Here is a 13,245-nt window from a genome sequence, read left to right as displayed (position 1 = left end):
TACTGAAGGGGCCGGATCGCCATAGGGGTGATCCGGCCCTTTTACTTTGGTGCAGCGCGAATTGACGGCGGCCTTGCACGAAATTGCGTTGTCATGCTGCGCACAACCGATAAGGATTGCGTGCATGGCAATTCACCTTTCCCGGCCGCTTGCATCGTGACGCGCCGTCCACCCACCTCGCACGATGTCGCACGGCTTGCCGGCGTCTCGCAGTCCGCCGTCTCGCGCTGCTTCACGCCCGGCGGCAGCGTCTCGCCCGCCATGCGCGAGCGCATCGAAGTCGCCGCGCGCGAACTCGGCTATCGCCCCAGCCGCCTGCCCGGCATGATGCTGAGCGGCAAGACCGGGATCATCGCGGTGGTCGTCGGCAGCTTCGAGAACCCGTTCTACACCGCCACGCTCGGCGCCTTCACCCGTGCGCTGAAAGCTGCAGACCGGCAGGTCATGCTGATGCAGGTCGACAGCGACCTCGCGCTCGACGATGCCGTGGGCGAACTGGAGACCTACCGCGTCGATGGCGTGGTCAGCGCGCTCGCCGTGTCCTCACCCGAAGTGGCCGAGCAGCTTGACCGCTACCAGTTGCCGATCGTCACGCTGAACTCGATCGTGTCGAGCGAATGGGTGCGCGTGGTCCAGTCCGACAACCGCGCGGCGGGCGTGAAGGCGGCGAACCTGCTGCACGAGTGCGGGGCAGCCAGCCTCGCCTATGTCGCAGGCGCGCCGGACAGCCTTTCGCAGATGGACCGCCAGCGCGGCTTCATCGAAGGCGTGGAGGCGCTCGGCCTCGACTCCCCACACATTGTCGATGGCAACTATACCTATGAGGGCGGCTGGCAGGCCGGACTGGAACTGGCCAAGGGCGATGTCCCGCAAGGGCTGTTCTGCGCCAACGACGTCACCGCTTTCGGCGTGATCGACGCCCTGCGCCGCACACGCGGCCTCGAAGCCGGGCGCGACTATCGCATCATCGGCTACGACAACCTCTCCGCTGCACGCTGGCGGGGCTATGACCTCACCTCGTTCGATCAGGATGTGGACGAGATGGCACGCGTTGCGGTCGAACTGCTCGACACCCCGGAAGCGGGACTGAACCCGGTCGAGGTTTGCGCCACGCTCCACCGTCGCACTTCCTGCTGAGAGCTGTTCCCGCATGCGTGATGTTGCCCGCGAGCTGCCCGGCTCGCTGATCCGCTCGATCGCCAATGCCGCGATGGGGCGTCCCGGCCTGATCCCCCTGTGGTTCGGCGAAAGCGACCTGCCGACCGCCCCGGTGATCGTCGAGGCGGCGCGCGAAAGCCTGCTGCGCGGCGAGACGCGTTATGGCCCGAACCTGGGCCTGCCGGAGCTTCGCGAAGGGCTCGACCGCTATCAGCGCCGCCTGTTCGCGACGAGCGCCGGTTTCGACAATATCGCCGTCACCAGTTCCGGCCTCAACGCCCTGCTGCTCACGCTCTCGGCGCTGGTCGATCCGGGCGACGAGGTGATCGTCCCGGTGCCGACGTGGCCCAACCTGCTGGCGATCCCCAAGGTGCTGAGCGCCACGGTGCGCGAAGTCCCCTTACGCCTGTGGAACGCCCGCTTCGACCTGCCGGTGGACGACATCCTGGCCGCCTGCACCGAGCGGACCCGCGTGGTCCTCATCAACAGTCCGCAGAACCCCACTGGCTGGCGCATGCCGCCCGAAGACATGGCGCGCCTTGTCGAGGAACTGGACCGGCGCGGCATCTGGCTGCTCGCGGACGAAGTCTATTCCCGCATCCTGCCCGAAGGTGTGGCGCCGGCCTCCTTCCTCGAACATTTCGACGAGCACCGCCGCATCGTCGTAGTCAACAGCTACTCCAAGACCTGGTCGATGACCGGATGGCGGCTCGGCTGGATCACCGCGCCCGCCGAACTGGTGCAGGCGTTCGAGCGGCTGATCGAGTTCAACACCTCGTGCGCACCCGATTTCGTGCAGCGTGGAGGCCTTGCCGCGCTTGGCGAGGAAGGCGAGACTTTCGTCACCATGCAGCGCGCACGGCTGGAGGCGGCACGGCTTGCCGCTGTCGAGGTACTGGGCGGCGATCCGCGCATCGAACTGCCGGAAATCGGCGGCGCGTTCTATCTGTTCCCGCGCATCGAGGGCCTTACCGATGGCGTGGCCCTCGCGCGCAAGGCTGTGGAGCTTGGCGTCGGTATCGCGCCGGGCGAAGGCTTCGGCGAGGAAGGACGCGGCCACCTGCGCCTGTGCTTCGCCCGCGATCCCGACGAAATTCGCACAGCAATGGAGCGCCTGCTCGAAGCCCTCAGGATCTGAGCAAGCGCGCCTTTTGCCTTACACCGTCGCCGGTTGCGGGCGGTTCGCCAGCAGGTGATCGACCACCGAAGGATCGGCCAGCGTCGAGGTATCACCAAGGTTCGACACGTCGTTCTCGCCGATCTTGCGCAGGATACGCCGCATGATCTTGCCCGAGCGGGTCTTGGGCAGGCCCGGCGCGAACTGGATCACGTCGGGCGTCGCGATCGGACCGATCTCGTGGCGGACCCACTGGATCAGCTCCTTGCGCAGCGCGTCATCGGGCTCGACCTCGGAATTGCAGGTGACGAAGGCATAGATGCCCTGCCCCTTGATCGGATGCGGCATGCCGACGACCGCCGCTTCGGCCACCTTGGCATGGGCGACCAGTGCCGATTCGATCTCCGCCGTGCCCATGCGGTGGCCCGAGACGTTAATTACGTCATCGATACGCCCGGTGATCCAGTAATAGCCATCCTCGTCACGGCGGCAGCCGTCGCCGGTGAAGTAATAGCCCTTGAAGGTGCTGAAATAGGTCTGGAAGAAGCGTTCGTGATCGCCCCAGACGGTACGCATCTGGCCGGGCCAGGATTCGGCGATGACAAGGCAGCCCTCGCCCGCGCCCTCGATCACCGTGCCATCGTTGTCGAGCAGCATCGGCTTGACCCCGAACATCGGCTTGCTGGCGGAACCGGGCTTGAGCGCCGTGGCGCCGGGCAGCGGGGTAATCATATGCCCACCGGTCTCGGTCTGCCACCAGGTATCGACGATCGGGCAGCGCCCCTCGCCCACCACCTCGTGATACCACGACCACGCTTCAGGATTGATCGGTTCGCCCACCGAACCCAGTACCCGCAGCGACTGGCGCGAGGTCTTCTTCACCCACTCGTCGCCCTCGCGCATCAGCGCGCGCAGGGCGGTCGGCGCGCCGTAGAACGCCTCGACCTTGAACTTGTCGACGATCTGCCAGAAGCGCGAGGGATCGGGCCAACTCGGCACACCCTCGAACATCACCGTCGTCGCGCCGTTTGCCAGCGGGCCGTAGACGACATAGGAATGCCCCGTGACCCAGCCGATATCGGCGGCGCACCAGTAGATCTGGCCGGGTCGGTAATCGAACACGTATTCATGCGTCATCGCCGCCCACACGGCATAGCCGCCGGTGGTGTGCAACACGCCCTTGGGCTTGCCCGTCGAGCCGGAGGTATAGAGGATGAACAGCGGATCTTCCGCGCGCATTTCCTCGGGCGCGCATTCGGCGCTCTGGTCGGCGACACCCGAGGCCCAGTCGATATCGCGGCCATCCTTCATCGGAACCTCGGCCCCGGTATGCGCCAGCACGATCACCGTATCGACGCCGGGGCAGCGCTCCACCGCCTCGTCCACGCAGGCCTTGAGCGCGATAGCCTTGCCGCCGCGCAGGCCCTGATCGGCGGTCAGCACGATGCGGCTATCACAGTCCTGGATACGGCCCGCCAGCGCATCGGCGGAGAACCCGGCGAAGACGATCGAGTGGATCGCCCCGATGCGCGCGCAGGCCAGCATGGCCACGGCGGCCTCGGGCACCATCGGCAGGTAGATCGTCACCCGCTCGCCGCGCTTGACGCCGCGCGCTTTCAGCAGGTTGGCGAAACGGCAGACCTGCTCATGAAGCTCGCGATAGGTGATCCGGCGCACATCATGCGTCGGATCGTCCGGCTCCCAGATGATCGCCACGGTATCGCCATGCTCCGCCAGATGGCGGTCGAGACAGTTGGCCGAGAGATTCAGCGTACCGTCGGTGAACCACGAGATGTTGAAGTCCGCCTCGTCAAAGCTGGTGTCCTTCACCACCGAGAACGGTTTGATCCAGTCGAGCCGCTGCGCTTCGTCGCGCCAGAAAGCGTCCGGATCCTCGATCGACTGGCGATACATCGTCTCGTAACGCTCGGCATCGATCAGCGCATCGCGCGCCCAGTCCTCGGGAACCGGATACAGGGCTTCGGCCATGGCGTTGTCTCCTCTCGCAAATTTCTGTGCGGCACCTCGCAGAGTGCCTTTGCGCACAGTCTTGCACATGGATGCCAACGCGAACAGGGGGGGAATCGTTGCAGGTGCGAAAGCGCGGGCAAGGTGTCCCGGCCCGGATACGATGACATCCTCCATGCCTGGCATTTGCGCTGGATCAAGGCGGCGCGCCGCGAATGGCCGCATAAGCCCGGCGTCTCGTGATGGGAGCCTATGTGTCATGACCGATCCTGCCGCCGCCACTGTCCTCGCCAACGCCGTCCTCACCACCCGCGCCGGTCTCGCGCTCGACATCCGCCCGGCGCGCGCTTCGGACATCATCATGCTGGTGGACTTCTTCGACCGCGTTTCGGAAGATGACCGCCGCTTCCGCTTCCTCAGCGGCGTGCGGCATATCGGCCCGGTGCAGTTGCAGCCGATCATCCACACCGACCATTTCCGCACCGAATCGTGGCTGGCCTTCGATCACGCCAACAAGCGGCTGGTCGCCTCGGGCGTGCTGGCCTGCGACGGGCCGCTGGAGAACGCGGAAGTCGCCGTGTCGATCTGCGGCAGCCATCGCGGCCTCGGCATCGGCTGGGCGATGCTGGACTTCCTTGCCGAACAGGCCGCGCACCGGGGCTGCCGCCGGGTGTTCTCCATCGAATCGCGCGATAACCGCGCCGCCATCGAACTGGAGCAGGAGAAGGGTTTCGTCTCGGAGGTCTGCGACGATGACCCAAGCCTCCTCGTGCTCAGCCGGGAGCTGCGCTGAACCGGTTTTCCACCGGATTGGTTGCACCATCATCCGTCTGGTAACGGCTTGGTAAGGGGCGGTGGTACATTCGGCGGGCATCCACTGGAGTGCCCCGCCCTTGGCTCAGTTCCCTTACCTCGACGACGAAGACGATCTGCAGCCCCAACGCGACGCGCGGGCCGAGGTTTCGATCGTCTGCGAGGCGCGGCAAGGCACCCGCCCCTGGCGCAAGGTGCGGCTGGAAGACCTCTCACCCGGCGGCTTTCGCGTAGCATGGATGCCCGATGTCCGCGCCGACACGCCCTTGCGCATCCGTATCCCCGGCATGCAGATGCTGACAGCAAAGATCGTGTGGCAGCGCGACAATGCGCTCGGCTGCGCGTTCGAGGAGCCGCTCTATCCGGCCGTGTTCGAGCATCTGGTGCGCACTGCTGGCTGATCATGCCTGCTGATTGTCTTTGCGAAGACTTCGCAAGCGGTTAGCCTCTTCCCCATCGACATCGTTTCGAGGGGAAAACACGTGAAGTCGACTATCGCCTTACTGATGACATTGCCTGCTTTTGCCACAGCAGCAACCGCGCAGGCCCAGAGCGAACCGCCGCAACCGCAGATTCTCGTCTCCGCCACCGGCGTCGCGCGCACCGCACCCGACCGGGTAACGATCGGTTATACCGTGCGCGGCGAAGGAACCACGTCCGATACGGCCATCACGAAACTGCGCGACTCGGCGCTGAGGATCGAAGGCGGGGTTCGCAGCCTTGCGAAAGATGCGGACCTGCATACGTCCGACCTCAACGTGGCAGAGATCCGCCCCAAGGAATGCGATGCCAACACTTACGGCACGCAGCGCCTGTCCGAAGGCCCTTGCGCCGTCATCGGCTATGTCGCGACGATGCCGGTGCAGGTCGAGACAGGCGACGTGGAAGATGCGGGAACGCTGACCGGCCTTGTCAGCCGTCTGGGTGGCACGCAGGTCGGAATCCAACGATTCTGGTTACGCGACGACGACGAGGCACGAGGCAAGGCCCTGACTCAAGCCCTCTCCGATGCGCACAAGCAGGCCCAGATGATCGCGGACAGCTCGGGCCGCAAGCTTGGGCCGCTGCTGCGCGTGCAGGATGGAGACAGCCGAAATCTCGCACCGGAAGTGATGGCAACCTCCCACCGGGTTCCTCCGCCACCTCCGCCGCCTGCTCCGCCGGCACCCATCAAGGTTGGCATGAAGCCCGCGCCGATCGAAACCAGTGCGCGGGTCATGGTTTCCTACGCCCTACAGTAAGCGCGCCAAACGAAAAGGGCGGGAGCATCAAGCCCCCGCCCTTTCGCGTTTCGACCTCTATCAGCCGATCAGATCTGCACCATCAGATGTGAATGGCGCGACCATAGGCAGCGAGCACCGATTCGTGCATCGCTTCCGAAATGGTCGGGTGCGGGAACACGGTCTGCATCAGTTCGAGTTCCGTGGTTTCCAGCGTCTTGCCGACGACGTAGCCCTGGATCATCTCGGTCACTTCCGCGCCGACCATGTGCGCGCCCAGCAGTTCGCCGGTCTTGGCATCAAACACCGTCTTCACGAAGCCTTCCGGCTCACCCAGCGCGATGGCCTTGCCATTGCCGATGAACGGGAACGTGCCCGCCTTGACGGTATAGCCCGCTTCCTTGGCCTTGGCCTCGGTCATGCCGACCGACGCCACCTGCGGGTGGCAGTAGGTGCAGCCCGGAATGTTGTTCCGGTCAAGACCGTGCGGGTGCACGTCCTTGTTGCCCAGTTCCTTGGCGATGGACTCGGCGGTCGTCACGCCCTCGTGGCTGGCCTTGTGGGCAAGCCATGGTCCGGGGGTGCAGTCACCGATGGCCCACAGGCCCGGTACGCCGGTGCGGCCATAGTCGTCGATCTGGATGAAGCCACGGTCCAGCTTGGCGCCGACCTTCTCCAGCCCGACGTTCTCGGTGTTCGGCACGATGCCGACCGCCGAGATCACATGGCTGTAGGTTTCCTCGGTGATCTTGCCGTCCTTGGCCTTGATCTTGACCTTCACGTCCGCCGCGCCGGCCTTGACTTCCTGCACCGCTGCTTCGGTGAGGATCTTCATGCCCTGCTTGGTGAGCGCCTTCTCCATGAACGAGGACACGTCCTTGTCCTCCACCGGCATGATCCGGTCGAGCATCTCGACGATCGTGACCTCGACGCCCATGTCGTTGTAGAAGCTGGCGAACTCCACGCCGATGGCACCCGAACCCATGACCAGCAGCTTGGTCGGCATTTCGGTGGGGGTCATCGCGTGGCGGTAGGTCCACACGCGCTTGCCATCGACGGGAGCGAACGGCAGTTCGCGCGCCCGCGCGCCGGTGGCGACGATGATGTGCTTGCCCGAGATCGTCTCGGCGCCCTTGTCGCCCTTCACTTCGATCTTGCCGCCACCCAGAAGGTTGCCGGTGCCCATGTGAACGGTGATCTTGTTCTTCTTCATCAGGTGCGTGACGCCCTGATTGAGCTGCTTGGCCACGCCGCGCGAACGCTTGACGATGGCATCCAGATCGGCGCGGATGTTGTCCGCCGCCAGACCGTAGTTCTTGGCGTGCTTCATCTGGTGGAACACTTCCGAAGAGCGCAGCAGCGCCTTGGTCGGAATGCAGCCCCAGTTGAGGCAGATGCCGCCGAGCAGTTCGCGCTCGACGATTGCGGTCTTGAGGCCGAGCTGTGCGGAACGGATCGCCGCAACATAGCCGCCGGGGCCCGAACCGAGGACGATGACGTCGTAGGAATCAGCCACTGCTTCAAATCTCCTGATCGATCACGCGGGGACGCTTGTTCTCGTCCACCGCGACGAAAGTGAACACCGCCTGGGTCACTTTCACTTCTTCTTCCTCGTGGCGATGCCGGCGCCAGGCCTCGATCGAGATCGTCATCGAGGTCCGGCCGACACGCTCCAGCGTGCCGTAGACCGAAACCTCGTCACCGATGCGGACGGGCGAGTGGAACTGCATCCCGTCCATCGCCACCGTAACGGCGCGACCGTGCGAATGACGCGCGGCGATCAGCCCTGCGCCCGAGTCCATAAGGCTCATCAACCAGCCGCCGAAGATATCGCCATAGGCGTTGGCATCGGCGGGCATGGCCGTGACCCGGATCACCGGATCGCGGCCATTGTTCACGGCACGCGCGGGCGCGTCCATTTACGCGATCATCCCGAGCGGGTTCTCGACGAAGTCCTTGAACGCGGCCATCAGGCGCGCGCCGTCGGCCCCGTCCACACCGCGGTGGTCGAAGCTGCCGGTCGCGGTCAGGATGGTGGCGACGCCGATCGAGCCGTCTTCCATCACCCAGGGGCGCTTCACGCCCGCGCCGATCGCCAGGATCACCGACTGCGGCGGGTTGATCACGGCAGAGAACTGCGTGATGCCCATCATGCCCATGTTCGAGATCGAGGCAGTGCCGCCCTGATACTCTTCGGGCTTGAGCTTGCCTTCCTTGGCGCGCTTGCCGAGATCCTTGGTCATCGTCGCGATCTGCGAGAACGACTTGCCGCCCGCATCCGGCACGATCGGAGTGATCAGACCATTGGGGATCGACACCGCGACCGACACGTCGGCGCGTTCGTACTTGATGATCTCGTCACCGGCGAAGGTCACGTTGCACTCGGGCACTTCGGCCAGAGCCATGCCGAGCGCCTTGACCAGCATGTCGTTGACCGACACCTTGATGCCGCGCTTTTCGAGCTGGGCGTTGACCTGCGAACGCAGCGCCATCAGCTTGTCGAGCACCACGTCCACCGTCAGATAGATGTGCGGTGCTTCCTGCTTCGACTGGGTCAGACGCTTGGCGATGGTCTTGCGCATGCCCGAAAGCTTCTCGACCGTGTGCGGGACACGGGCATCGAGCAGCGCGCGGGTGCTGTCGGCCATTTCGACGCTCGACGTCGCGGCGGCAGGGGCCGCAGCGGCAGCGGGCGCAGCCTTGGGTGCAGCGGCACCGGGCTTGGCGTTCTCGACGTCAGCCTTGACGATGCGACCGTTGGGGCCGGTGCCGGTCAGGGTCGACAGGTCGATCCCCTTGTCGGCAGCGATCCGGCGCGCAAGCGGCGAGGCGATCGAACGGCCTTCGGTCTTGGCAGCAGGCGCGCTGGCGGCAGGCGCCGGAGCAGCCTTGGCGGCGGCAGGAGCGGGAGCGGCTTCGGAAACGGCGGGGGCCGGTGCGGGTGCTGCGGCGGGAGCGGCTTCGATCGAAGACACATCCTCACCTTCGCCGGCCAGCACCGCGATCACGGCTCCGACCTTTACGCCTTCGGTCCCCTCGGCCACCAGGATCTTGCCGATGACGCCTTCGTCAACGGCTTCGAACTCCATGGTCGCCTTGTCCGTCTCGATCTCCGCCATGATGTCGCCGGAGGAGACGGTATCACCCTCCTTGACGAGCCATTTGGCCAGCTTGCCTTCCTCCATGGTGGGCGAAAGCGCGGGCATCTTGATCTCGATGGGCATGGATTCTTTTATGTCCCTTGCTTGGGTTGGCTGGGGTTGCACCCTCCTTGGACAATCTGTCGCCTCCACACAAGCGGCTTTGCATCCCTATTACGCATTCCTGATGGCTTGCACGCAAAGCCCAATGGCCGGATAAGCGGCGCCCGAGAGGAACTTCATGCGCGTCTATCTGGTCATCATCGACGAATCCGACGAAGCGCTGGTCGCGCTGCAGTATGCCGCGCGCCGTGCTGCGAGCACCGAAGGCGTGCTGCATCTCCTCGCGCTCGTCCCACCCCAGCCCTTCAACGCCTTCGCCGGCGTACAGGCGACCATCGAGGAAGAGGCCCGCGCCCGCGCCGAAACGCTGGTGACGGCAGCAGCAGGCAACCTGCTTTCGCAAGGCGGCAAGATGCCGGTAATCTCGGTGAAGATGGGCGAGGACGTGAAAGTCGTGCGCAAGTACCTCGAAGAGCACCCCGAGGTTTCCGCACTGGTGCTCGGCGCCGCCAGCGAAGGCTCCCCCGGCCCGCTGGTCTCGCACTTCACCGGCTCGGGTATGGCGCATATGACCTGCCCGGTATTCGTCGTGCCCGGCGGCCTGACGCCGGAGCAGATCGAGAGCCTTAGTTAAACCAGACCGGCGGCGCCCGCTTCTGCGCGGACGCAGAACCGAGCTTTATTTCTTCTTCTTGCGCCCCTGATGGCGGATGTTCGCCGGACGACCGCGCTGGCCGACGGTATGACCGCCGCCCTGCTTTCTGAAGGTGCCCTTGTGCTTGATCGGCTTGCCGGCCTGTGGACGACCGCGCGGCTCGATCCGGCCGCCGCCTTCCTCCAACTCATACTTGAGCGAGCCGGTCAGCGGATTGGCCTCAGCCAGTCGCAGCCGCAGGATCTGACCGACGGCATAGGTCGTGCCGGTCTGCTCGCCTTCCAGCACCTGCGCCTTCTCGTCATAGGAAAAGCGCTCGTCGCCCAGCGTCGAGACCGGCACGAGGCCGTCGCCGCCAAGGCCGACGATGGTCGCGAAGAAGCCGAATTTCTGGACGCCGGTGATGCGCGTGTCGAACACCTCGCCCACGCGGCCTGCCAGCCATGCCGCGACATAGCGGTCGATCGTCTCGCGCTCGGCCATCATCGCCCGGCGCTCGGCCTGGCTGATCGCATCGGTGATCCGCGTAAGATCGGTCCGGTCCCGCTCGGCAAGGCCTGACAGCGCAGGCAGATCGCTTTTGGGCGCAGGCTGCTCCAGCCCATAGGCATCGACCAGCGCGCGGTGGACCAGAAGGTCGGCATAGCGGCGGATCGGCGAAGTGAAGTGCGCATAGGAGCCCAGCGCCAGACCGAAGTGCCCTTCGTTGCGCGGACCGTAATAGGCCTGCGTCTGGCTGCGCAGCACCGCTTCCATGATCAGCGCCTTCTCGGTTTCGTCGGCGATGTCCTTCAACATGCGGTTGAACAGACCCGGCGTGATGACCTGCCCCATCGCCAGCTTCTTGTCGAAGGTGGCGAGATAATCCTTCAGCGCCATCAGCTTTTCGCGGCTCGGCGTCTCATGGATGCGGTAGACCACCGGCGCGACCTTGGCCTCCAACGCCTTGGCTGCCGCCACGTTGGCCGCGATCATGAAATCCTCGACCACGCGATGCGCATCGAGCCGCTCGCGCAGCGCGATCTCGGTGATGCGGCCCTGCTCGTCCAGCTTCACCCGGCGTTCGGGCAGTTCCAACTCCAGCGGATCACGCGCCTCGCGAGCCTTGGCCAGCAGCTTCCAGCAGGCCCAAAGGTCGTTGAGGTGCGCAGGCGCCTCGCCCGCATCGATGCGGCGCTGGGCTTCTTCGTAGGCGATAACCTCGTCGATCCGCACGATGGCGCGGGTGAAGCGCCACTCGGTAACCCGGCCCTGTGTATCGACCTTCATGTGGCAGGCCATCGCCGCGCGATCCTCGCCGCTGCGCAACGAGCAGACATCGGCGCTGAGCACTTCGGGTAGCATCGGCACCACGCGATCCGGGAAGTAGACCGAGTTGCCGCGCCGCCGCGCCTCGCCGTCCACCTCGCCGCCGGGACGCACGAAGAACGACACGTCGGCAATGGCGACCAGCGCCTCGAAACCGCCATGGCCATCGGGCCTGGCCCAGATCGCATCGTCGTGATCGCGCGCATCCGAAGGGTCGATGGCGACGATCGGCAGGTGACGCAGGTCTTCGCGCTTCTCGTGGCTGAGAGGCAGCTTTGCCGCGCGCTCGGCCTCGGCCAGCGTCTCTTCGGAGAAGTGGTTGGGAATGCCGTGCTTGTGGATCGCGATCAGGCTGAACGCCTTGGCCGCCAGCGGCTCGCCCAGACGCTCGGTGACTTTCACCGAGGCACGCACCGAACGCCCGACCGGCTCGGCCAGCACCAGTTCGCCCGCCTCGGCCCCGCCCATGTCGGAGATCAGCGAGGAATTGCGGATGCGCTTGTCGACCGGGGCCAGCCACGCCTTGCCCTGACTGTCGATCTCAATGACGCCCAGCATCTGCTCGGCGCGCAGTTCCAGCTTCTTCATCGGCCAGGCGCGCCAGCCGGTTTCACTCTCCTCGGTGCGCGACAGCACCCGGTCGCCCTTGCGCAGCGCCGAGCCGCGCGGGCCGCTCTTCGGCCCCTTCTCGACGAGACGGATGCGCGGCGGCGGTGTCGCGTCCTCGGGCGTCCAGGTATCGGGAATGGCGATGGCCTCGCCCTCGTCGATATCGACGACACGCAGCACAGTGACGCGCGGCACCCCGCCCATGCGGTGATAGGCGGTACGCCTGCCGTCGATCAGGCCTTCCTCGGCCATGTCCTTGAGCAGCGCCTTGAGCTGGATCTTCTCCGCCCCCTGAAGCCCGAAATGCTTTGAAATCTCGCGCTTGCCCGCCGGTTCCGCCGAGTTCTGGATGAACTCCAGGATCTGCTCGCGCGATGGCATGCCCGGCGCAGGACGCGCGGGCGACGTGCGCTTGGATGCAGGACGGTTGAGCGAGAGACGATCGGAGCCGGGACGGTTTTTGGGAGCCATGATCCTGCCATGCCCCCTGCACCGCGCAATTACAATGGGCCCGCAAATTCAGCCCCCGGACGGCACACCGCCCCAGTCAGGGATGATCGGGCCGGTCAGAGATGATCGGGCTCCGGCCCATAGCGGTTATCGCCATCGCTCGACGGCCAGACTCCGAACACCACGACGATCAGCAGCGGCAGCCAGCCCAGCGCGCCCTGCACCGCGAACTTGGCCTGATGCGCTTTCATCGACGCCTGCATCGCCACCGGATCTTCCGGCGTCAGGTGCGACATGTAGCTGACCATCTCGCCGATCATGCCGATGGTCAGGATTGCGGTTGCGATCTGCAGCAGCACGACAATCGCGGTGATCCAGCCCGGCTTGCCCGAATCGTGAAGCCGCCGCGTGAACGACGCCGAGACGAGGAACATCATCACCAGCGACAGCACGGCAGAGCCCCACATGGAGACGCGCATCATGCCCGCCATCCGGCCGAACATCGCGTGCTGAATAGCCACCTGATCGGTGCCCTTGCTGGCGGCATGGAAGGCATCGACCGCCATCATGCCGCCAGCCACCATCGACAGGGCCATAGAAATGACGACCTGAACGATCACCAGAAACAGGATGTAGAACCAGAAGGTGGAGCGCGAATCCCGCCCCGAAAACCGGGTCAGGTTGGTCAGATTATAGCGAATAGCCTCGAACACGCGCGCTCCCCCTCAAGCTGTCAGTCCCCAA

General features: G+C 65.3%; 12 protein-coding genes. 6 read left to right on the top strand and 6 right to left on the bottom strand.

Going from position 1 to position 13,245, the window contains the following annotated elements; translation table 11 throughout:
- The first annotated feature begins 93 nt into the window (after positions 1–93).
- Together AC3EC3_RS03285 and AC3EC3_RS03280 are read left to right on the top strand one after the other, a co-directional pair.
- Positions 94–1,137: a LacI family DNA-binding transcriptional regulator gene (locus AC3EC3_RS03285; protein WP_488488244.1), complete on the top strand. Its 1,044-nt coding sequence runs from the start codon at positions 94–96 to the stop codon at positions 1,135–1,137.
- Positions 1,138–1,150: 13 nt separating this feature from the next.
- A complete protein-coding gene (locus AC3EC3_RS03280; RefSeq protein WP_488488243.1) occupies positions 1,151–2,296 on the top strand; it encodes a pyridoxal phosphate-dependent aminotransferase in 1,146 nt (381 codons plus the stop codon).
- Positions 2,297–2,314: 18 nt separating this feature from the next.
- Here the strand turns inward: AC3EC3_RS03280 and acs are convergent, their stop codons facing one another.
- The gene (gene acs / locus AC3EC3_RS03275) at positions 2,315–4,264 is read right to left on the bottom strand and encodes an acetate--CoA ligase (protein ID WP_488488242.1); all 1,950 of its coding nucleotides are present in this window, start codon (positions 4,262–4,264) and stop codon (positions 2,315–2,317) included.
- Between the two features lie 238 nt (positions 4,265–4,502).
- On the opposite strand from acs, the gene AC3EC3_RS03270 reads away from it, so the two are divergent.
- The 3 genes from AC3EC3_RS03270 to AC3EC3_RS03260 all read left to right on the top strand — a co-directional run bounded on the left by AC3EC3_RS03270 (position 4,503) and on the right by AC3EC3_RS03260 (position 6,297).
- Complete coding sequence (locus AC3EC3_RS03270; protein WP_488488241.1) at positions 4,503–5,036, top strand: GNAT family N-acetyltransferase; 534 nt, start codon at positions 4,503–4,505, stop codon at positions 5,034–5,036.
- Between the two features lie 100 nt (positions 5,037–5,136).
- Positions 5,137–5,457: a PilZ domain-containing protein gene (locus AC3EC3_RS03265; RefSeq protein ID WP_488488240.1), complete on the top strand. Its 321-nt coding sequence runs from the start codon at positions 5,137–5,139 to the stop codon at positions 5,455–5,457.
- Between the two features lie 81 nt (positions 5,458–5,538).
- Entirely contained in the window at positions 5,539–6,297 is a 759-nt protein-coding gene (locus AC3EC3_RS03260; RefSeq protein ID WP_488488239.1) for an SIMPL domain-containing protein, read from the top strand.
- 82 nt (positions 6,298–6,379) lie between these two features.
- Here AC3EC3_RS03260 and lpdA read toward each other — a convergent pair whose 3' ends face one another.
- From lpdA to AC3EC3_RS03245, 3 genes are read right to left on the bottom strand one after another with little or no spacing between them, the layout of a single operon-like run.
- Positions 6,380–7,792 (bottom strand): dihydrolipoyl dehydrogenase, encoded by a 1,413-nt coding sequence (gene lpdA / locus AC3EC3_RS03255; protein WP_488488238.1) that lies wholly within the window; start codon positions 7,790–7,792, stop codon positions 6,380–6,382.
- A gap of 4 nt (positions 7,793–7,796) precedes the next feature.
- Complete coding sequence (locus AC3EC3_RS03250) at positions 7,797–8,195, bottom strand: acyl-CoA thioesterase (RefSeq protein WP_260921869.1); 399 nt, start codon at positions 8,193–8,195, stop codon at positions 7,797–7,799.
- Positions 8,196–9,500 (bottom strand): pyruvate dehydrogenase complex dihydrolipoamide acetyltransferase, encoded by a 1,305-nt coding sequence (locus AC3EC3_RS03245; protein ID WP_488488237.1) that lies wholly within the window; start codon positions 9,498–9,500, stop codon positions 8,196–8,198.
- 157 nt (positions 9,501–9,657) lie between these two features.
- Between AC3EC3_RS03245 and AC3EC3_RS03240 the strand changes: the two genes are divergently transcribed.
- The gene (locus AC3EC3_RS03240; protein ID WP_488488236.1) at positions 9,658–10,113 is read left to right on the top strand and encodes a universal stress protein; all 456 of its coding nucleotides are present in this window, start codon (positions 9,658–9,660) and stop codon (positions 10,111–10,113) included.
- 45 nt (positions 10,114–10,158) lie between these two features.
- On the opposite strand, the gene AC3EC3_RS03235 is transcribed toward AC3EC3_RS03240, so the two are convergent.
- Positions 10,159–12,432, bottom strand: a complete 2,274-nt coding sequence (locus tag AC3EC3_RS03235) for a ribonuclease R family protein (RefSeq protein ID WP_488489184.1) — start codon at positions 12,430–12,432, stop codon at positions 10,159–10,161.
- A 185-nt stretch (positions 12,433–12,617) separates the two neighbouring features.
- On the bottom strand, positions 12,618–13,214 hold the full coding sequence (locus tag AC3EC3_RS03230; protein ID WP_488488235.1) for a DUF805 domain-containing protein: 597 nt from the start codon (positions 13,212–13,214) through the stop codon (positions 12,618–12,620).
- Between the last annotated feature and the right edge of the window lie 31 nt (positions 13,215–13,245).

It is taken from the genome of Novosphingobium sp. BAM6, from assembly GCF_057784955.1.
The sequence above is the reverse complement of the archived record's forward strand: the minus strand, read 5'-3'. Positions and strand labels throughout refer to the sequence as shown.

Coding starts and splice junctions, on each gene's coding strand:
- AC3EC3_RS03285 (WP_488488244.1), top strand. CDS start 94: ATGCTGCGCACAACCGATAAGGATTGCGTGCATGGCAATTCACCTTTC.
- AC3EC3_RS03280 (WP_488488243.1), top strand. CDS start 1,151: ATGCGTGATGTTGCCCGCGAGCTGCCCGGCTCGCTGATCCGCTCGATC.
- acs (WP_488488242.1), bottom strand. CDS start 4,264: ATGGCCGAAGCCCTGTATCCGGTTCCCGAGGACTGGGCGCGCGATGCG.
- AC3EC3_RS03270 (WP_488488241.1), top strand. CDS start 4,503: ATGACCGATCCTGCCGCCGCCACTGTCCTCGCCAACGCCGTCCTCACC.
- AC3EC3_RS03250 (WP_260921869.1), bottom strand. CDS start 8,195: ATGGACGCGCCCGCGCGTGCCGTGAACAATGGCCGCGATCCGGTGATC.
- AC3EC3_RS03245 (WP_488488237.1), bottom strand. CDS start 9,500: ATGCCCATCGAGATCAAGATGCCCGCGCTTTCGCCCACCATGGAGGAA.
- AC3EC3_RS03240 (WP_488488236.1), top strand. CDS start 9,658: ATGCGCGTCTATCTGGTCATCATCGACGAATCCGACGAAGCGCTGGTC.
- AC3EC3_RS03235 (WP_488489184.1), bottom strand. CDS start 12,432: ATGCCATCGCGCGAGCAGATCCTGGAGTTCATCCAGAACTCGGCGGAA.